Source organism: Actinomycetospora lemnae (assembly GCF_028737315.1).
Classification (GTDB): Bacteria; Actinomycetota; Actinomycetes; order Mycobacteriales; family Pseudonocardiaceae; genus Actinomycetospora; species Actinomycetospora lemnae.
In genome coordinates this window covers 326386-345387 of the sequence record NZ_JAQZAO010000005.1, presented here as the reverse complement: position 1 = coordinate 345387, position 19002 = coordinate 326386, and the positions used below count along the sequence as shown (strand labels likewise).

The 19002-nt window shown below is 74.5% G+C and carries 13 protein-coding genes and 1 tRNA gene; 10 read left to right on the top strand and 4 right to left on the bottom strand.

Annotated features, from left to right (window positions below):
- Positions 1-204 precede the first annotated feature (204 nt).
- Positions 205-663: a site-specific integrase gene (locus PGB27_RS13790; RefSeq protein WP_274200927.1), complete on the top strand. Its 459-nt coding sequence runs from the start codon at positions 205-207 to the stop codon at positions 661-663.
- Positions 664-737: 74 nt separating this feature from the next.
- Here the strand turns inward: PGB27_RS13790 and PGB27_RS13785 are convergent.
- Positions 738-822, bottom strand: a tRNA-Ser gene (locus tag PGB27_RS13785).
- 21 nt (positions 823-843) lie between these two features.
- Positions 844-1311 carry a MarR family winged helix-turn-helix transcriptional regulator gene (locus tag PGB27_RS13780; RefSeq protein ID WP_274200926.1) on the bottom strand — a complete coding sequence of 156 codons (468 nt, stop codon included), beginning with the start codon at positions 1309-1311 and terminating at the stop codon, positions 844-846.
- A gap of 79 nt (positions 1312-1390) precedes the next feature.
- Between PGB27_RS13780 and PGB27_RS13775 the strand changes: the two genes are divergently transcribed.
- On the top strand, positions 1391-2401 hold the full coding sequence (locus tag PGB27_RS13775; protein ID WP_274200925.1) for an NAD(P)H-quinone oxidoreductase: 1011 nt from the start codon (positions 1391-1393) through the stop codon (positions 2399-2401).
- A 7-nt stretch (positions 2402-2408) separates the two neighbouring features.
- Here PGB27_RS13775 and PGB27_RS13770 read toward each other — a convergent pair whose 3' ends face one another.
- Complete coding sequence (locus tag PGB27_RS13770) at positions 2409-3626, bottom strand: cysteine desulfurase-like protein (RefSeq protein WP_274200924.1); 1218 nt, start codon at positions 3624-3626, stop codon at positions 2409-2411.
- A 119-nt stretch (positions 3627-3745) separates the two neighbouring features.
- On the opposite strand from PGB27_RS13770, the gene PGB27_RS13765 reads away from it, so the two are divergent.
- The 5 genes from PGB27_RS13765 (at position 3746) to PGB27_RS13745 (ending at position 10752) form a co-directional block, all read left to right on the top strand.
- A complete protein-coding gene (locus PGB27_RS13765) occupies positions 3746-4342 on the top strand; it encodes a bacterial proteasome activator family protein (RefSeq protein ID WP_274200923.1) in 597 nt (198 codons plus the stop codon).
- An 80-nt stretch (positions 4343-4422) separates the two neighbouring features.
- A complete protein-coding gene (gene wzm / locus PGB27_RS13760; RefSeq protein WP_274200922.1) occupies positions 4423-5376 on the top strand; it encodes a galactan export ABC transporter permease subunit Wzm/RfbD in 954 nt (317 codons plus the stop codon).
- A gap of 5 nt (positions 5377-5381) precedes the next feature.
- Entirely contained in the window at positions 5382-6179 is a 798-nt protein-coding gene (gene wzt / locus PGB27_RS13755; protein ID WP_274201099.1) for a galactan export ABC transporter ATP-binding subunit Wzt/RfbE, read from the top strand.
- A complete protein-coding gene (gene glfT1 / locus PGB27_RS13750; protein WP_274200921.1) occupies positions 6176-7093 on the top strand; it encodes a galactofuranosyltransferase GlfT1 in 918 nt (305 codons plus the stop codon). Before wzt ends, glfT1 begins: the two co-directional genes overlap by 4 nt.
- Before the next feature lie 89 nt (positions 7094-7182).
- A complete protein-coding gene (locus PGB27_RS13745; protein ID WP_274200920.1) occupies positions 7183-10752 on the top strand; it encodes an arabinosyltransferase domain-containing protein in 3570 nt (1189 codons plus the stop codon).
- 159 nt (positions 10753-10911) lie between these two features.
- Here PGB27_RS13745 and PGB27_RS13740 read toward each other — a convergent pair whose 3' ends face one another.
- Entirely contained in the window at positions 10912-11352 is a 441-nt protein-coding gene (locus tag PGB27_RS13740) for a GtrA family protein (RefSeq protein WP_274200919.1), read from the bottom strand.
- Positions 11353-11426: 74 nt separating this feature from the next.
- On the opposite strand from PGB27_RS13740, the gene PGB27_RS13735 reads away from it, so the two are divergent.
- Genes PGB27_RS13735 through PGB27_RS13725 form a run of 3 tightly spaced genes read left to right on the top strand, consistent with a single transcriptional unit; the run spans position 11427 to position 18995 of the window.
- Complete coding sequence (locus tag PGB27_RS13735) at positions 11427-14585, top strand: arabinosyltransferase domain-containing protein (protein ID WP_274200918.1); 3159 nt, start codon at positions 11427-11429, stop codon at positions 14583-14585.
- A complete protein-coding gene (locus tag PGB27_RS13730; RefSeq protein ID WP_274200917.1) occupies positions 14569-17613 on the top strand; it encodes an arabinosyltransferase domain-containing protein in 3045 nt (1014 codons plus the stop codon). The genes PGB27_RS13735 and PGB27_RS13730 overlap by 17 nt, the downstream gene beginning before the upstream one ends.
- Before the next feature lie 11 nt (positions 17614-17624).
- The gene (locus PGB27_RS13725; RefSeq protein ID WP_274200916.1) at positions 17625-18995 is read left to right on the top strand and encodes an FAD-binding protein; all 1371 of its coding nucleotides are present in this window, start codon (positions 17625-17627) and stop codon (positions 18993-18995) included.
- Positions 18996-19002: the final 7 nt, after the last annotated feature.

The window sequence follows — 19002 nt, the reverse complement described above, 5'->3', positions numbered from 1 at the left end:
AGACGACGACGTACGGCTTGTCGGCCAGCAGAATCGTGGACGTGAACGCATCAATCGGGATAGACCGTCGATCTCAGGGCAGGGCGTTGGAAGAGCGCGCCTGACGGGCGCCACGGCGCGTCGACTTTGCGGACGTGAGACCAGCCATGAGCCTTGTAGTAGCGGTGCAGTCCCGCGCTCAAGATCGCACGGGGGCTCCAGCGCGTGGAGGGCGAGCTGCGGGAGCTGCCGACCAAGACACGGCGCTCGACGCGCACGGTGCCGCTGCCCCCGATCTGCGTCCACGTGCTGCGCGCCCACGGCGACCGGCAGGCGAAGGAGCGGGCCAACGCCGGCCGGCTGCGCTGGCAGGACACCGAGTACGTGTTCACCACCGGCGTCGGGACGCCGCTCGAGCCGTCCTACGTCTCACGGCTGTTCGTGGACCTGTGCGCCAAGCACGGCTTCCGCCGGGTCCGCCTCCACGACATGCGCCACACCTGCGTGACGCTGCTGCTCTCGCTCGGGGTGAACCCCCGGATCGTCATGGAGATCGTCGGCCACTCGGCCATCGAAATGACCATGAACGTGTACGGCCACGTCAGCCTCGACAGCCAGCGTGAGGCTCTCGGCCTGCTCGACGACCAGCTCGGCACGCCCACCAACGACCAGCCCAAGGAGTGACCCGTTGCTGTCATCGACCGCTGTCACTGGATCACCGATGAGCCGTGAAGAACGTCCGCACCGGCTCTCACCTGCGGAAGCGGGGGGATTCGAACCCCCGGTCACTCTCGTGACGTCCGCTTTCAAGGCGGATGCAATCGGCCGCTCTGCCACGCTTCCGCGGGCCAGGGTAAGGGCCGGTCAGGAGTCGGCGCGCAGCTTGGTCTGCACCCGCTCGAACACGTCGCCGATGACCTTGCGCTCGTGGTCGTCGAGCAGGTCGACGAAGTGGGCGCGGACGCCCTCGAGGTGGTCGGGCGCGGCGCGGCGCAGCACGTCGAAGCCGTGCTCGGTGAGGACGGCGAAGACGCCGCGGCCGTCGGACGGGCACAGCTCGCGACGGACGAGGTCGTCGGCCTCGAGCCGGGAGACCTGGTGGGAGAGCCGCGACTTCGACGCGACGACCTCCTCCGCGAGCAGGCTCATCCGCATCCGGTGGTCCTGCTGCTCGGAGAGCCGGACCAGGATCTCGTAGTCGGCGAGGGAGAGCCCGTGGGCGTCCGACAGCTCGCGGTTGAGCCGGCCCGCGAGGAGGGCCTGGCCCGCGATGTAGTTGCGCCACGCGTGCCACTCGACGGGGTCGAGCCAGCGCGGCTCCTGCTCGGCCATCCCCGCAGGATAGTGCGAGACACGTACTCGCGGTACGGGACGCGGCGGCGGCGCGTCGTCGGCGCTAGCGTCGCGCCTCGTGTACGCGATCAGCATCCGCGAGCCCGGCGGTCCCGAGGTCCTCGAGTGGGTCGAGCACCCCGACCCGGAGCCCGGCGAGGGCGAGGTCGTCGTCGACGTCGTCGCCTCGGCGGTCAACCGCGCCGACGTCATGCAGCGCCAGGGCAACTACCCGCCGCCGCCCGGCGCGTCGGAGATCCCGGGCCTGGAGTGCTCGGGCCGGATCTCGGCGCTGGGCGCCGGGGTGACGGGCTGGTCGGTGGGCGACGAGGTCTGCGCGCTGCTGGCCGGCGGCGGCTACGCCGAGAAGGTCGCGGTCCCGGCGGTCCAGCTGCTCCCGGTGCCCGACGGCGTGTCGCTGACCGACGCGGGCGGGCTGCCCGAGGTCGCCTGCACGGTGTGGTCGAACCTCGCCATGACCGGGCACCTGCGCGAGGGCGAGACGCTGCTCGTGCACGGCGGGTCGGGTGGCATCGGTACCCACGCGATCCAGGTCGGCAAGGCGCTCGGCGCCCGGGTGATCGCGACGGCGGGCTCGCCGGAGCGCCTGCAGACCTGCCTGGACCTCGGCGCCGATCTCGCGATCGACTACCACGACGACCTGAAGACCGAGGTCGACAAGGCCACCGACGACCGCGGCGTCGACGTCATCCTCGACAACATGGGCGCCTCGATGCTCAAGGCGAACCTCGCCTCGCTGGCGACCGGCGGGCGTCTCGTGATCATCGGGCTCATGGGCGGCGCGAAGACCGAGATCAACCTCGGCGCCATGCTCGGTCGGCGGCTCTCGATCAGCACCACGACCCTGCGCGGCCGGCCCGTCGAGGGCCCCGACGGCAAGGGCGCGATCGTCGCCGCCACGCGCGACGACCTCTGGCCGCTGGTGGGCCAGGGCCGCATCCGCCCGGTGATCCACGAGTACCTCCCCGTCGCCGAGGCGTCCCGGGCCCACGAGGCGCTCGACGCGGGCGGGGTCGTCGGCAAGCTCGTGCTCGTCGTGCAGGACGAGGACGGGGTGCTGGGCGGCTGAGTCCCGGTCAGAGGCGGGCGAGGGCGCTGACGAGCGTGTCGATCTCGGCGCGGGTGGTGTAGTGCGCGAGGCCGACGCGCACGACGCCGCCGACCTCCGCCCCGCCCAGCACCTCCAGCGCGCCGGCGTCGCCGGTGTCGGTGAGCACGCAGACGCCGTGCTCGGCGACGCGCTCGGCGACCTCGCGGGCCGTGCGCCCGGCCACGGTGAAGGCGACGACCGGGATGCGGCGCGGGGGCTCGCCGATGACCATGACGCCGGGCAGGAAGCGCAGCTCGGAGACCAGGTAGGCGGTCAGCTCGTCCTGGTGGCTGCGCACGGAGCTCATCGACGTCAGCACGCGGTCGCGGCGGGGGCCGGCGGCGTGGTCGTCGAGGTCGGCGAGGTAGTCGATCGACGCGACGAGCCCGGCGAGCAGGGCGTACGGCGCGTCGCCGACCTCGAGGCGCTCGGGGCCCTTGGCGGAGGAGTCGAGCGAGGCCGCGGGCAGGCGGTCGAGCAGGTCGGGGTTGCGGAACACCAGCGCGCCGACCGGCGGCCCGCCCCACGCCGCGGCCGAGAGCACCATGACGTCGGCGCCCATCGTGTCGAGGTCCAGCGGCAGGAACGGCGCGGCCGCGCTCGCGTCGACGACCATCAGGGGCTCGACCCCGGCGCCGCGGTGCGGCAGGGCGTGGACCTTGCGCGCGATCGCGGCGACCTCGGTGCGCGTGCCGATCGCGGGATCCGCCGCGGTGATCGCGACGACCCGGGTGCGCTCGCCCAGGAGCTCGTCGAACTGCCAGCTCGGCAGCTCGCAGGTCTCGACGTCGATCTCGGCGGTGCGCAGCCGCCCGCCCGCGCGCTGCGCCGCCCGCTCCCACGGCGCGACGTTCGCGGCGTCGTCGAGGCGGGAGACGACGACCTCGTCGCCGAGGTCCCAGTCGGCGCCCAGGGCGTCGGCGAGCCGCTCGAGCAGCGGCGCGGGCCCGGGCCCGAGGACGACGCCCTTGGGGTCGGCGCCCACGAGGTCCGCGACCGCGCGCCGGGCGGCCTCGACGATGGCGCCGCCGCGCTGCGAGGCCGGGAAGACCCCGCCGGGCCGGGAGACGGGTGCGCGGAGTGCCGAGGAGACGGCCGTCGCCACCTGTTCGGGGACCTGCATGCCCGTCGGGCCGTCCAGGTGCACCCATCCGTCACCCAGCGCAGGCACCAGCCCACGGACCCGAGCGACGTCGAACGTCATGCCTTCGGAGGGTACGGAGCGCCGTGCGGGCCGACGACGGCGGTCAGCTCAGCTGACGGCAGCAGGCGGTGGGCGGGCGCCGGGCGGGCGCCACACGCCGCTGTGTGGAGGATGGAGGCATGAGCGAGGCACCCGGGAACCGTCCCTCCGCGCCCACCCGCGGCGACCAGGTCATGGTCGTCGGCCCGGACGGGCAGCCGGTCGGTACCGTGCGGGTCCCCGACGACGGCCACGCGGCCGGCGCGGGGGCCGACGACGCCGGCGGTCACGAGGGTGAGGCGCCGGCCGAGCGGCGCGAGGACCTCTCGGAGGCCGTCGAGGAGCCCGCGAAGGTCATGCGCATCGGCATGATGATCAAGCAGCTGCTCGAGGAGGTCCGCGAGGCCGACCTCGACGACGCGAGCCGCGGGCGCTTGCGGGAGATCCACGCCTCGTCGCTGCGCGAGCTCGAGTCCGCGCTCGCCCCGGAGCTGCGCGAGGAGCTCGGCCGCCTCATCGAGCCGTTCTCCGCCGAGGAGCCCCCGTCGGCCGGCGAGCTGCGCATCGCCCAGGCCCAGCTCGTCGGCTGGCTCGAGGGCCTGTTCCACGGCATCCAGACCGCGCTCGTCGCCCAGCAGATGGCGGCGAAGGTGCAGCTCGAGCAGATGCGCCGCGGGCTGCCCGCCGGGTCCGGTGCCGGCGCGGCAGGCGGCCAGGCCACGGGCCAGTACCTCTGACGGGCGAGGGAACGAGAGGCGGGCCACTGCGGGAGCCGGTCCACCGGGACCGGCCACCCGCGCAGGTACGCTCACGCCTCGTGGCCGTCCCCGCACTCGCGCGCCAGGACGCCGACGACTCGGCGCCCGTGGAGCACGCGCCGTCCCCGCGCAGCTGGGGACGTGCGTTCGGGGACATCCGGGCCGCGGTCGCGCAGCGCGAGCTGTGGGGCCACCTCGGCTGGCAGGACATCAAGCAGCGCTACCGCCGCTCGGTGATCGGGCCGCTGTGGATCACGATCAGCATGGCGGTCACCGCCGCCGCGCTCGGCGGGCTCTACTCGCAGCTGTTCGGCCAGCCCATCGGCACGTTCATGCCGTACGTGACCGTCGGCTTCATGATCTGGTACTTCATCAGCGCCTGCGTGCTGGAGGGCACCGAGACCTTCATCGCCAACGAGGGCCTCATCCGCTTCCTGCCGGCGCCGCTGATGATCTACGTCTTCCGCACGGTGTGGCGGCAGATCCTCTTCTTCGCGCACAACGTCGTCGTCTACGTCGTGGTGCTCGCGATCTTCTTCCGCCAGCTCGACGAGCCCTACCGCATGGTCAACATCGTGCCGGGCACCGCGGACCTGCCCGGCGTCCTGCACCCGGGCCTGAGCTGGTGGGCGCTGCTCGCGATCCCGGCGTTCGTGCTCATCGTCATCAACGGCATGTGGGTGACGCTGCTGTTCGGCATCATCTCGGCGCGCTTCCGCGACATCCCGCCGGTGGTCGGCAGCTTCATGCAGCTGTTCTTCACGATGACGCCGATCATCTGGACCACCGACCTGCTGCGCGGCGGCGAGCCGGGCAGCATCAAGGCGATCATCGAGCAGCTGGCGAAGCTGAACCCCTTCTACCACTTCATCGAGATCTTCCGGGCGCCGCTCGTGGGCCAGATGCAGAGCTGGACCCACTGGGCCGTCGCCGGTGGGATCACGGTCGTCGGGTGGACGCTCGCGCTGATCGCGCTGCGCAACTACCGCTCCCGCGTCGCGTACTGGGTGTGAGCACGATGGTCAGCATCGAGGTCCGTGGGGCCAGCGTCGAGTTCCCGATCTTCGACGCCAAGAACCGGTCGCTCAAGAAGTCCGTCCTGGGCCGGGCCGGCGGGCGGATCAGCGCGCAGAAGGTCCCGGTGGTCGAGGCGCTGCGCGACGTCGACCTGACCCTCGGCCAGGGCGACCGCGTCGGGCTCGTCGGGCACAACGGCGCGGGCAAGTCGACGCTGCTGCGCCTGCTCGCCGGCATCTACGAGCCGACGCGCGGGCGGGCGAGCATCCGCGGCCGGGTGGCGCCGGTGTTCGACCTCGCCGTCGGGATGGACCCCGAGATCTCCGGCTACGAGAACATCCTCATCCGCGGCCTCTTCCTCGGCATGACACGCCGCGAGATGGAGCGCCGCGTCGACGAGATCGCCGAGTTCACCGAGCTCGGCGACTACCTCGGCATGCCGCTGCGCACCTACTCCACCGGCATGCGCGTGCGGCTCGCGCTGGGCGTCGTCACCTCGATCGACCCCGAGATCCTCATCCTCGACGAGGGCATCGGCGCGGTCGACGCGGCGTTCCTCGAGAAGGCCCGCGACCGGCTGCGCGACCTCGTCGGGCGCTCCGGGATGCTCGTGTTCGCCTCGCACTCCGACGAGTTCCTCGTCGAGCTCTGCGACACCGCGATCTGGATGGACGGCGGCGTCATCCGCGAGCAGGGCCCGCTGCGCGAGGTCGTGAGCCACTACAAGGGCCGCGACGTCTTCGAGAACCTCAGTGCGGAGACCCTCGAGCGCCTCGAGCGGGCGGGCTCCTCCGGGTGAGCAGCACCGACACCGAGACCGTCACCGCCGTCGTCGTCACCCGGCAGCGGGCGGACCTGCTGGTCGACGGCCTCGCGGTGATCGCGAAGCAGACCCGCCGGCCCGACCACCTCGTCGTCGTCGACAACGGCCCCGACGAGGACACCCGCGCGGTCGTCGAGAGCTGCGGGCTGCCGGTCACCTACCTGCCGTCGCACCACAACCTCGGCGGCGCCGGCGGCTACGCGCTGGGCATGCTCACCGCGCTCGCCCGCGGCACCGACTGGCTCTGGCTCGCCGACGACGACGGCCGGCCGGTCGACGAGCACGTGCTCGCGACGCTGCTCGACGTCGCGCGCCGGCGGGGGCTCGCGGAGGTCTCGCCGGTGATCGCCGACATCGCCGACCCCGACCGGCTCGCGTTCCCCCTGCGCCAGGGCCTGCGCTGGATGCGCCGGCGCAGCGAGCTCGCCGCCTACGCGGAGCCGGACGGGGACGAGCTCATGCCCGGCATCGCGCACCTGTTCAACGGCGCGCTGTTCCGCGCGTCGACACTCGACGTCGTCGGCGTCCCCGACCTGCGGCTGTTCGTGCGGGGCGACGAGGTCGAGGTGCACCGGCGCCTGGCGCGGTCGGGCCTGCCGTACGGGACGTGCCTGACCACGGCGTACGTCCACCCCGACGGCTCGGCGGAGTTCAAGCCGATGCTCGGCGGGCGCCTGCACGCCCAGGACCCGGGCGACGCCACGAAGCGGTACTACACCTACCGCAACCGCGGCTACCTGCTCGCCCAGCCCGGGCTGCGCCGGTTCGGCGCGATCGAGCACCTGCGCTTCGCCTGGTACTTCCTCGTCTCTCGGCGCGACCCGGCCGCGCTGCGCGAATGGCTCGCGCTGGTCCGCCTCGGCCGGCGCGAACGCTTCCTGCGGCGCTGAGGTCACACCCGTCTCACCGATCACCCACACGTGCCCCACGGGGAGGTCCACCTCACGGGGCCCACCGACCCCCGGACTAGCCTCGCAGCGTGCTGACCTCGGAACAGACCGTCAGCCCGGGGCACCCGGGCACGGGCGTGTCCGAGACCCCGGACGGGGGGCGTCCGACCCGGGGTCCGTGGTGGTTGCGGCTGCTCGCGGTCGGGTTGGGCCTGCTCGGCACCGGCCTGGCACTGCTGTTCCCGTTCCTGCCCGTGGTCCAGGACACCGCGACGATCACGTGGCCCAGCGCGACCACCGGCACCCGTCCGGTCGACGCTCCGTTGGTGGCCTACCGGCCCGAGACGATGAGCGTCACGGTGCCGTGCCGCGCGGTCCAGGAGCTCGACGCGCGGGTCAGCGGGGCGGCGACGGTCGTGTCGACCTACCCGGTGCTGTCCGATCCCGGCGCGCAGGTGGGCATGCGCCTGACGGTCGACGACGGCCAGCTCGTCCTCAACGACCGCGGCCAGCAGATGGCGAACGCCGCCGTGCCGCCCGGGGACTGCACGGTGCGGATCGTCTCCGACGCCGGCTCCACCCTCATCGACCTCGGCATCGGGCAGGAGATCCGGCTGCCGTTCGACGCCCGGCCGCAGGTCGTCGGCATCTACTCCGACCTCGACGACGCGCAGGACGACGTCGCGGGCGTCTCGGTGTCGATCACGCCGGACACGCGGTTCGAGACGTCGCCGACCACGCTCAAGGTGCTCGCCGGCGTGCTCGCCGTCCTCGCGGTCGCGGGCGGGGTGTGGGCGCTGCACGCCCTCGACGTGCGCGCCGGCCGGCGGGCGCCGCGCCTGGCGCCGAAGGGCTGGTGGTGGCCGACCGGGCGCGACGTCGTGGTGACCGCCGTGCTCGGCGTCTGGGCCGTCATCGGCAGCCAGACCTCCGACGACGGCTACATCCTCGGCATCGCGCGCGCCCGCGAGTCGGCCGGCTACATCGGCAACTACTACCGCTGGTTCAACGTCCCCGAGGCGCCGTTCGGCTGGTTCTACGAGCTCTACGCGCAGTGGATCCGCATCGACGACTCGGTGCTGTGGCTGCGCGTGCCGTCGGTGGCGATGGGGATCGTGTCCTGGATCCTCATCAGCCGCGAGATGCTGCCGCGCCTGGGCCAGCAGGTCCGCCGGTCGAAGGCCGCGGCGTGGGCCGCGGCGATGGTCTTCCTCGCGTTCTGGCTGCCCTACAACAACGGCCTGCGCCCCGAGCCCGTCGTCGTCATCTCCGCCCTGCTCGCGTTCTGCGCGGTGGAGCGCGGGGTCGCCACCCGCCGCCTCGCCCCCGTCGCGCTCGGCCTGCTCGCGGCGGCGTTCGCGGTCGCCGCGACCCCGACGGGGTTCATCGCCGTCGCCCCGTTCCTCGCCGCGGCGCGACCGTTGTGGAAGCTCGTGATCGAGCGGGTGCGCTTCGGTGGCTGGCTGCCCGTGCTCGCGCCGGTGACGGCGTCCGGCCTGCTCGTGCTCGTCGCGATCTACTCCGACCAGACCTGGTCGGCGGTGTGGGAGGCCACCCGCCTGCGCACGCTGCTGGGGCCGAACTGGAGCTGGTTCCAGGAGGTCGTGCGCTACCAGTCGCTGTTCGGCACGGCGGCCGACGGCTCGCTCGCGCGCCGCTTCCCGGTGCTGCTGCTGATGCTCGCCATCGCGGTGTGCATGGTCGTCCTGCTGCGCCGCGACAAGATCTCCGGCGCCGCGCTGGGGCCGTCGCAGCGGCTCATCGGGTCGTCGGTCATCGCGTTCGCCGTCCTCGCGCTGACCCCGACGAAGTGGACCCACCACTTCGGCGCGTTCGCCGCCCTCGGCGCCGGAATGGCCGCGCTCACCGCCCTGGCCACCTCGTCGGACGTCCTGCGCTCGCGGCGCAACCGCATGCTGTTCCTCGCGGCCCTGTTCGCCGTGCTGGCACTGACGTTCACCGGCCCGAACACCTGGTGGTACACGAACAACTGGGGCGTGCCGTTCGCCGGCGGTCCGCCGATCTGGGACGGCTGGCCCTTCGGCTACGGCCTCACCGAACCCTGGCCGGTCTACACGCTGTGCCTGGGCGTCTCGGTGATCCTGCTGATCATCGCGGGGATCGAGCACATCCGGGGCGTGCCGCGACCCGACCCGCCCGTCCAGCCCGAGGAGCCGGGCAAGCCGTCGGCGGCGGCGTCCGCGGTCGGCGCGGTGCTGGCCCCGCCGCGCGAGGCGCTGGGCAAGCTGCGCCGCACGCGCGGTGGCTCGACCGTGGAGCGGCGGGCCCGGGCGCTGCGGGTGGGCTCGGCGCCGATCGCCCTGGTCTGCGCGGCGCTGCTCGCGTTCGAGATGGTGTCGATGACCGACGGCATCGAGGCCCAGGCCGGCAGCTTCTCCCTCGGTGGCGACGTCCTCGACCACCCCTTCGGCGACAGCTGCGGCCTCGCCGACCGCGTCCGCGTCGAGGGGTCCACCCTCGCCGGCGTCCTGCCCGCGGCGCCCGCGCCGACCGGGCTCGCCCCGTCCGCGCCCGGCGTGCTGCCGACCGTCGCCCCGCCGACCCCGACGACGACCGCGACGCCGGGCACCGACGGCACCTCCTCGTCGGCGGGCAGCGACACGAGCAGCGGCACCGACGGCGGCGGCACCACGACCACCACCCCGCCCGCCACGTCCACGACACCCGGGGCCACGACCTCGGCCACGCCCACCCCGGCGCCGCTGCCGGCCAACACCATCCCGGCCTCGGCCCCCGAGGCCCAGTTCGTCGAGCCGGGGCCGGCGAACTCCGGCTTCTCCCTCGCCGGCGCCAGCCCGCCGGTGGGCGGCGGCACCGGCGTGTCGGGCTACGAGTACTCGCTGCGCAACGGGCTCGCCGACGAGGCGCTCGGGTCGTACGACGACGCGGGTACGGGCACCGGGGTCCTGCGCACCGACTGGTACTCGCTCGACGACGAGCTGCGCGCGGGCACCACGCCGCTCGTCCTCACCGTCGCCGGGCGGCTCAACGGCGGGAACTTCCTGACGCTGCAGTACGCCGACCGCCTGCCCGACGGCCGCGTCCGCATCCTCGGGCAGGACCCGATCGACGACGGCCGCTTCGGCGAGCCCGGATGGCGCGAGATCCGGCTCAACCTGGCGGCGGGGCGCGGCGCGCAGGCCGACGAGGTGCGCCTCATCGCCCAGGACCGCGCGCTGGGTCCCGACGGGTGGCTCGCGATCGCCCCGATGCGCGGGCCCCAGCTCGTTCCGCTGACCGAGATCCTCGGCCCCGAGAACCCCGGCTACCTCGAGTGGCCCGTGCAGTTCGCGAGCCCCTGCCTGCGGCCGTTCGACGTGCGCGACGGGATCGCCGAGGTCGCGCGCTACCGGCTCATCGCCGACGCGAGCCAGCTCCGTCCCGGTGGCGTGAACTGGTCGTCGGCCAACGCCGGCGGGCCCCTGGGGTGGATCGAGGTCCTCGAGCGGCGCACCGAGCTGCCGACCTACCTCGAGGGCCAGCCCCAACGCGACTGGGGCATCGTCGAGCGCCTCGACCCGTACACCCCGGACGCGGTGGCGCCGACCGTCACCCGCGGCCAGCGTGAGGTGTGGGGGACCTACACCCCCGGGCCCATCGGCGACCCGCCGCCCGGGACGCCCTCGCCGTCGCGGTGAGGTCCGCGCGCCGGGGGGTTGGAGCGAACGCCCTGTTCGCTGCCTCAAGGCGCGCGAACTCCCCACTCGCAGGCGACACGGAGCCCTCGTGTGGCGAGCGAACGGGGAGTTCCGGCGCGTAGAAGCAGCGGACCGCCCGTTCGCTGCGGTCCGGGGACCTCAGTCGCGGAAGATGACCGTGCGCATGACGACGAAGTTGATGGTCGTGGCGCACGCCTGGGCGATGAACCACGAGAGGAAGCCGGCCAGTGGGCCGGGGTCGATCGAGGGCGCGTCCATGAGGTGCAGGACGAGCGCGGCGACGCCGACGTTGACCGCGAAGGTCGAGCCGTAGAGCACCACGAACCCGAGGAACTTCCCCGCGCCGCCCGAGGAGGAGGCGAAGGTGAAGCGGCGGTTGAGCAGGTAGGCCGTCGTCGTGCCGAGGATGAACGACACCGCCTTGGCCAGCGGCGCCCAGGTGCTCAGCGCGAGGAGCCCGGCGTAGACCCCGAGGTCGACGGCCGCGGCGACGGCGCCGATCGCGACGAAGCGCACGATCTGCGCCTTGAGTCCGAGCGGCGCGGGTCGCTCGCCGGTGTCCGGGCCGGTCACGGTCATGCGTCGAGGGTACGAGCCCCGGGACGGTGACCACGTCGGGGTGGCGCGCGGGCGCGTCGATATCGTCGACACCCATGGCCGTGGTGGCAGCGCAGGAGGGCCGGGCCGACCCGGCTCCCGGTGCGGAGCCCCGCGACGAGTCGGCCGGGCCGCCGTGGCGTGGCGGCAGCCGGGCCGCGGGGTGGTGGCTCGCCGCCCTGGCCGCGATCACGGTGCTGCTGGGGCTCGCGATCCCGCTGGCGCCGGTCCTCGCCGACGACCCCGTCGTGACCTGGCCGAAGGCCGGCCAGCCGGCGACGTCGACGAGCCTGCCGCTGACCCCCTACCGCCCGCTCGCGCTGTCCGCCGACGTGCCCTGCGCGGCCCTGCGCCCGGGCGGGGACGCCCTGCGCACGCAGCCGCCGTCGGCGGGCACGCCCGGTCGCGGCCTCACGCTGACCACGAGCGGCGGGCGGGTCGTCGTCACGAGCTCCGGTGACACGCTGGTCAACGAGCTGCTCCCGCTGGGCGACTGCACCTACCGCGTCGTCGCCGACCAGCAGGGCACGCGGGTGGAGCGCGACGGGCAGGTGCTCGTCGACCGGCCGGGGGCGCTGGTCCCGCAGGTCGCCGAGCTCGCCACCGACGCACCGGGCACGCCAGGGCTCGCGGCCACGGTGCACACCGACGACCGCTACTCCTCGGTCCCGAGCGGGCTGAAGACGACGCTGCTGGTGCTCCACGCGCTCGCGCTGGCGGCGACCGTCTGGATGGCGATGCGGCGCTGGCGGGGCCGCGGGCCGGGCCTCGAGTGGCCGCGGTTCCACCCCGCCGACGCGGTGGTCCTGGTCGTCTCGGCGGCCTGGGTGGTGCTCGGGCCGCTGCAGAACGACGACTCGTGGTACCTGCTGATGGCCCGCAACGCCGGCCCGACGGGCTACATCGGCAACCAGATCTACATGTTCAACACGACGGAGAACCCGTTCGTGCTGTCGCAGTACCTCATGGCCGTGTGGGGGCACCTGGGCGAGGCGATCGGCCTGCCCGGCTGGGGTCTGCTGTGGATGCGCGTGCTCCCGCTGCTGCTGGGGCTCGTGACGTGGTGGCTGCTGCGGGTCCTGCTGACGACGATCCTCGGGCGCGGTGGGCGCCTGCCCGGGGTGGCGTGGGCGCTGCTGCTCGCCCACCTCGCCTGGTGGCTGCCGTACGGGATGGCGCTGCGGCCCGAGGTCGTCATCGTCCCGCTGGCGGCCGGGGTGCTGGTGCTCGCGGAGGTCGCCCGGCGACGGGAGGCGGTGGGCCCGCTGGTGCCGGCGACCGCGCTCGCCGCGCTGGCCGTCAGCGTCTCGCCGTCCGGGCTCGTCGCCGCCGCGCCCGTCGTCGTCGCCCTGCCGTGGCTGTGGCGCTGGCTCGTCGCGCGCGGCTGGCGCTCGCGGCTCGGCGCGGCCGGCGCGGTGATCGCAGCCGGCACGATCGCCATCCCCGTCGGCTTCGGCGACGCGACCCTCGGCGACGTCATCGAGGCCACCGACGTCCACAGCTGGTACTACCTGACCTTCCCCTGGTACGAGGAGTGGGCGCACTACCGGACGCTCATCGAGACCGGCACGTGGGGACGGCGCCTGCCGGTGCTGCTGACGGTGGTGCTGCTGGTCGTCGTGTCGATCGGCAGCGGCCGGCGCGGCCCGATCAGCGGCCGGCTGCGGGACGCGACGCTCGCCATGGCCGTCACCACCGCCGTCGCGCTCGGGTTGCTCGCGCTCGGGCCGACGAAGTGGGTCAACCACTTCGGGGCGATCGCGGCCCCGGCCACCCTGCTGCTCGCGCTGACCCTGCTGCACTCGCCGCTGCCGCGACGCTCCGGAGCGCTCGTGACCGGCGCGTCCGTGGCCCTGATCAGCGGCGCGGCCGTGCTCGGATTCGCCGGGCCCAACACCTGGAAGCCCTACAGCGACCGCGGCCAGCCGTTCGGGGACCACCTCGACACCGAGATCTCCATGCTCGACCTGGAGTCGTTCGCCCCGCACTGGCACGACTTCTACCTGCGCGACGTGTGGTGGTGGCTGATCCTCGCCGCGCTCGCCGCGGTGTGGGTGGCGTGGCGGCGGCGCGCGGGGCGGCGGACGTTCGGCGTCACCCCCGAGCGGGCGGTCCTGGTGACGGCGACGACGGTGCTCGTCGTGCTGATGCTCGGCGTCATGGTGGCCGCGCCGCTCTACCAGGGCAGCGGGTGGACGGTCGCCGGCAGCCAGGCGCAGGCCCTCACGGGCCGGGGCTGCGGCCTCGGCGAGGCGGCGACGGTCATGGCCCGCACCCCGCAGGACGTCGGGAACCCCACGACCCCCGACGCCGCGACCGGCGACTTCGCCCTCGCCGCCGACGATCCGGCGCCCGTGCCGCCACCGGGCCCGGGCGCGGTGTGGCACGACGAGGTCGAGCTCCCGCCGGGCGCCGACCCGACCACCTCGCCGTCGGGCGTCACCGGCCTCGGGTCGCTGAGCACCGGCTGGTACCCGCTGCCCGCGATCGACCCGGCCGCCCCCGACGCGCCGACCCACCTCACCGTGCCCGTCGCCGGGAACGAGCCGGACCGCCAGCGGATCGTCGTGCAGTTCGGGTCGGGCGACCCGCGCGCGCCGGTCGAGGCCGAGTCGGTCGCCGTGACGCCGGGAGCCGGCTTCACCGCGCGGCAGTGGCAGGAGATCCCGGTGCAGCTGCCGGGCAGCCGCCCGACCGCGGTGCGCCTGCTCGTCGAGGACCGCGTCGCGGGTCCGGACAGCTCGCTCGCCGTGGCCGCGCCGCACCTCGCGCGGATGCAGCCGGTGATGAACCTCGCGACCGCCGAGGACCGCCCGCCCGAGCAGGTGGCGGGCGGGGCGTTCGCCGACCAGCTCTCGGCCGTGCTCTGGCCGTGCGTCGACCAGGTCGCCGTCAAGCAGGGCATCGCGCCCACCCCGACGCTGCGCCTCAACGCCGCCGAGAACACGCCGGAGTTCATCCTGACCAACCCGACCTACGAGTCGTGGGGCGGCACGATGGTGCAGTCGGAGCGGACCTGGGCCACCGTGCGGCCGTTCTCGTCCCTGCCCGACGGCGGCGTGCCCGCGCTGCAGTGGGGCACGGTCGACCGGATCGTCTACGACCACCCGACCGACGGCTACGACCTGCGCGTCGACCAGGTCACCCGCGGCGGGCTGGAGCGGTTCGCGACGCTGGCGTCGGAGGCGTACTCCGGGCGTGAGTACCTCGGCTGAGCCGGACCGACCGCCGCGCCCCACCCTGCTGCTGGCCTCCGCGGTCCTGACGCTGCTCTGCGCGATCGCGTTCCCGCTCGCGCCCGTGGTCGCGCCCGTCGTCACCTTCACCTGGCCGCAGGGGCCGGCGACCACATCAAGCTCTGCGGCGCTGCCGCTCATGCCCTACGAGCCGGTGGCCCTGGACGCGTCGGTGAGCTGCGCGGCGCTGACCGCGACGCCGCCCGGGCAGGCGACGCTCGCCACGACCCCGCCGGGCACCCCGCCCGCGCCGGTCGGGGGGCTGACGGTGCGCCCGGTGCCCGGCGGCACGGTGGTGACCAGCGACGGCGAGACGCTCGCGCTCGTCCCCCTGCCCGCCGGCCCGTGCACCCTGACCGTCGCGTCGACCCCGGAGCGCACGTCGGTGGCCCTCGACGGGCGGGTCGTCGCGGTCCGGGAGGGCGACGTGCGGCCGGTGGTGGCCGCGGTGGTCACGGGCGCGCCGGGGACGGACGGCCTGTCGCTGTCGCTGCAGACCGACACGCGGTTCCAGACGACGCCGAGCGCGGTGAAGACGCTGCTCGGGGTCGGGGTGCTGCTGGGGCTCGCGGGGATGGTCGTCGCGGTGTGGCGGCGGGACGGACGGGCGTTCCGGCGGCCGCGTCCCCCGCGTCCGCGACCGGTCGACGCCGTCGTGACGCTCGCGCTCGCCGGGTGGGCGGTGGTGGGGCCCGCGACCGTCGACGACGGCTACATCGCCGGCATCCTGCGCAACCGCGGCGAGAGCGGCTTCACGGGCAACGTCTACCGCTGGCTCAACGCGCCCGAGGCGCCGTTCAGCTGGTTCTACGAGGTCACGCGCGCGTGGGCGTCGCTGGCGCCGGGGCCGGCGGCGTCGGTGCTGTGGCTGCGCGTGCCCGCGACCGTGCTGGGCGTCCTGCTCTGGGTGCTCCTGCGCCGCCACGCCCTGCCCCGCCTCGGTCCGGCGCTGCGACGGCCGGCGGCGACCTGGGTGGCGGCCGCGGTCTTCCTCGCGTGGTGGGCGCCGTTCGGGCTCTCGCTGCGCCCGGAGCCGTGGCTCGCGCTGGGCGTGCTCGCGGTGTGGGTGTGCGCGGAGCGGGCGATCGCGACCCGCGCGCTGCTGCCCCTGCTCGCGGGGGCGGTGCTCGCCGGGTTCACGGTCGCGCTGACGCCCGGCGCGCTGCTCGGGCTGGCGCCGCTGCTGGTGGCGCTGCCGGCGCTGGCGCGGGCGCGTCCTCGTGACGGCCGGCTGCGGGTGCTGGTCGTCGTCGCGGGGCTCGCGGTAGCGGTGCTGCCGATGGCCGCCGACCAGTCGCTCGCGGGCCTGCTCGAGGCCACGCGCGTGCGGCAGCTCATCGGCGGCGGGCAGCCGTGGTGGCAGGAGCTCGCCCGCTACACGGTGCTGCTCACGCCCGGCGACGTGCAGGGCGGGCTCGGGGCGCGGCTGGCGGTGCTGCTGACGCTGCTGGCCGTGCCGGCGGTGTGGTGGGCGCTGGGGCGGGCTGCGCGTCCCGGGGTGGCCCGTGCGCCGGCGCGGCGGCTGCTCGCCGTCGTGGCGCTCGCGCCGGTGCTGCTGATCGTCAGCCCGACGAAGTGGACGCTGCACTTCGGCGAGCTCGCGGGCGTCGGGACCGCGGTGCTGACCCTGTTCGTGCTGCTGTGGTCGCCGCGGGTCGTGGCGGCCCCCGACGCTCGGCGGCGCCTGCGGGGGCCTGCGCTCGTCGTCGTCCTCGGCGGGTTCGGGCTGGTCACCACCCTCGTGCTGATCGGCTACAACCAGTGGGCCTACGCCTCGGCGTGGGGCGTGTTCTGGAACGACATCCCGCCGCAGATCCTGCGGGTGCCGCTCGGGAACGTGGCGCTGCCGGTGACGATCGTGGGCACGCTCGTGCTGGCGGTGCTCGTGGCCGTGCGGGGGGCGGCGCCGCGCCGGCTCGCGCGGATGCTGGCGCCGGGGGCGCTCGCGCTGGTGCTGGTCGTCGTCGTGGTGGCGCTGCAGGGCGGGTCGTTCCTCAAGGTCACCGCCGACCGTCTCGGGACCTTCAGCTACGGCTCCGACGCGCTCGCGGCCCTGCGCGGGGACCCGTGCGGGATGGCGTCGGACCTGGCGGTGGAGACCGATCCCCGCGCAGGGCTGCTGACGCCCGTCGACGTGGGGGCTTTCCTGACGTCTGACGCCAGCGTGGACGCCAGGCTGGCACCGCGGTTCGTGCCCGGCGCGCCACCGGCGGTGCCGTTGACGGTCGGCGGGGTCGAGCTGCCGGGGTGGGCCGCGCCGGCCGGGGTGGATCGCGGGCCCGCGCAGCTGGTCACCGACTGGTACACGCTGCCGGAGGAGGCGCGCGAGCAGCGGGCGCCGGTGGTCGTGGCCGCGAGCGGGTCCCTCGCCCGGGGCGACGTCACGCTGGAGTTCGCGGCCTCCCCCGGCGACGCGCCGATCGGCCAGGTGCCGGCCGGGCCGCGCGCCGGCACCGCGCCCCGCGACCTGCGCGCGCTCGCGCCGGAGGGCGCGACGCTCGTGCGCGTACGGGCGACGAGCGCGGCCCGCGACGCGCAGGACGCGCGCACGGCCACGCCGAGCGGCGTCTCCCCGGACCTCCCGCTCGCCGTCAGCGTGCCCCGGGTCCCGCGCACCGTCCCGTTCGACGACCTCGTCCCGCCCGGCAGCACCGCGCTCGTCGACTGGCCGGTGGCGTTCGTGTTCGGGTGCCTGACCCCGCCGCCGCTGACCGGTGGCACCGCCGGCATCCCGCCCTGGCGTGTCACCCCGCCCGGGCTCACCGACGCCGGCGAGATCGCGGTGTCGCCGACCACCGGCGGCCCGTTCCTCACCCCGCGCCTGCTCGTCGACGAGGTCCGCCTGCCCGTCTACCTCGACGGCGACCCGACCCGCGACGCGGTCGGGCTCGCGCGGTGGGTCCCGCGCCTGCCGCTGTCGACGCTGTCGCCGCAGGTCGGCGAGGAGACGGTGGCCGGGTGGGCGCGGGCGGGACGCGCGGGCGTCCCCGTCCTGGACACCCCCTAGACTCGCCCGGGATGCCGCGCTCCCAGATGACGCTCGCCGGGTGGGCCCGTACGGCCCCGAGTCGGGCCACCGTGCTCACCGGCGACGACGTCGCCTCCACCGAGGCGCTGAGCGAGGCCGTCGCCACCGCCGGCGAGCGGGGCGTCATCGCTCGCGGTCTCGGCCGCTCCTACGGCGACACCGCGCAGAACGCCGGTGGGCTCGTCGTCGACATGACCGCGCGGGACCGGATCCACGCGGTCGACGCCTCGACGGGGCTCGTCGACCTCGACGCGGGCGTCTCGCTCGACCGCCTCATGCGCGTGGCCCTGCCGTTCGGGCTGTGGGTGCCGGTGCTGCCGGGGACCCGCCAGGTGACCATCGGTGGCGCGATCGCCAACGACATCCACGGCAAGAACCACCACACCGCGGGCAGCTTCGGCGACCACGTGGTGTCGATGGACCTGCTGCTCGCGTCGGGCGAGGTCCGCCGCCTCGAGCCCGACGGCCCGGAGTCCGAGCTGTTCTGGGCGACGGTCGGCGGCATCGGCCTGACCGGGATCATCCTGCGCGCGACCATCCGGATGACGCCCACCGAGACGGCGTACTTCGTCGCCGACACCGAGCGCACGGCGAACCTCGACGAGACCATCGAGCGCTTCTCCGACGGCTCCGACGAGGCCTACGACTACTCCTCGGCCTGGTTTGACTCGATCTCCACCGGGTCGAAGCTCGGCCGGGCGGCGCTCGGCCGGGGCTCGCTCGCGCGGCTCGACGAGCTGCCCGCGAAGCTGCGTCGCGACCCGCTGAAGTTCGACGCCCCGACGCTGCTCGACCTGCCCGACGTCTTCCCGAACGGCCTCGCCAACAAGCTGACGTTCTCGGCGATCGGCGAGCTGTACTACCGCAAGACGAAGAACAAGCGCGGCCAGATCCAGAACCTGACCGCCTTCTACCACCCGCTGGACCTGTTCGGGGACTGGAACCGGGCCTACGGCTCGAAGGGCTTCCTGCAGTACCAGTTCATCGTCCCGCTCGACGCCGAGGCCGAGTTCCGGGCGATCATCCGCGACATCGCGGAGTCCGGGCACGTGTCGTTCCTCAACGTCTTCAAGAAGTTCGGCGAGGGCAACCGCGCGCCGCTGTCGTTCCCGATGCCGGGCTGGAACATCTGCGTCGACTTCCCGATCGTCGACGGTCTCGGGGCCTTCTGCCGCTCGCTCGACGAGCGCGTGCTGGCCATGGGCGGGCGCCTCTACACCGCGAAGGACTCGCGCACCGACCCCGAGACGTTCGCCGCCATGTACCCGCGGCTGGACGAGTGGCGCAAGATCCGCGACGCCGCCGACCCCGACGGGGTGTTCGCGTCGGACATGTCGCGCCGCCTCCGGCTCACCTCCTGAGGAGAAC

Coding starts and splice junctions, on each gene's coding strand:
- PGB27_RS13735 (WP_274200918.1), top strand. CDS start 11,427: ATGGCCGTGGTGGCAGCGCAGGAGGGCCGGGCCGACCCGGCTCCCGGT.
- PGB27_RS13780 (WP_274200926.1), bottom strand. CDS start 1,311: ATGGCCGAGCAGGAGCCGCGCTGGCTCGACCCCGTCGAGTGGCACGCG.
- PGB27_RS13770 (WP_274200924.1), bottom strand. CDS start 3,626: ATGACGTTCGACGTCGCTCGGGTCCGTGGGCTGGTGCCTGCGCTGGGT.
- PGB27_RS13725 (WP_274200916.1), top strand. CDS start 17,625: ATGCCGCGCTCCCAGATGACGCTCGCCGGGTGGGCCCGTACGGCCCCG.
- PGB27_RS13765 (WP_274200923.1), top strand. CDS start 3,746: ATGAGCGAGGCACCCGGGAACCGTCCCTCCGCGCCCACCCGCGGCGAC.
- wzt (WP_274201099.1), top strand. CDS start 5,382: ATGGTCAGCATCGAGGTCCGTGGGGCCAGCGTCGAGTTCCCGATCTTC.
- PGB27_RS13740 (WP_274200919.1), bottom strand. CDS start 11,352: ATGACCGTGACCGGCCCGGACACCGGCGAGCGACCCGCGCCGCTCGGA.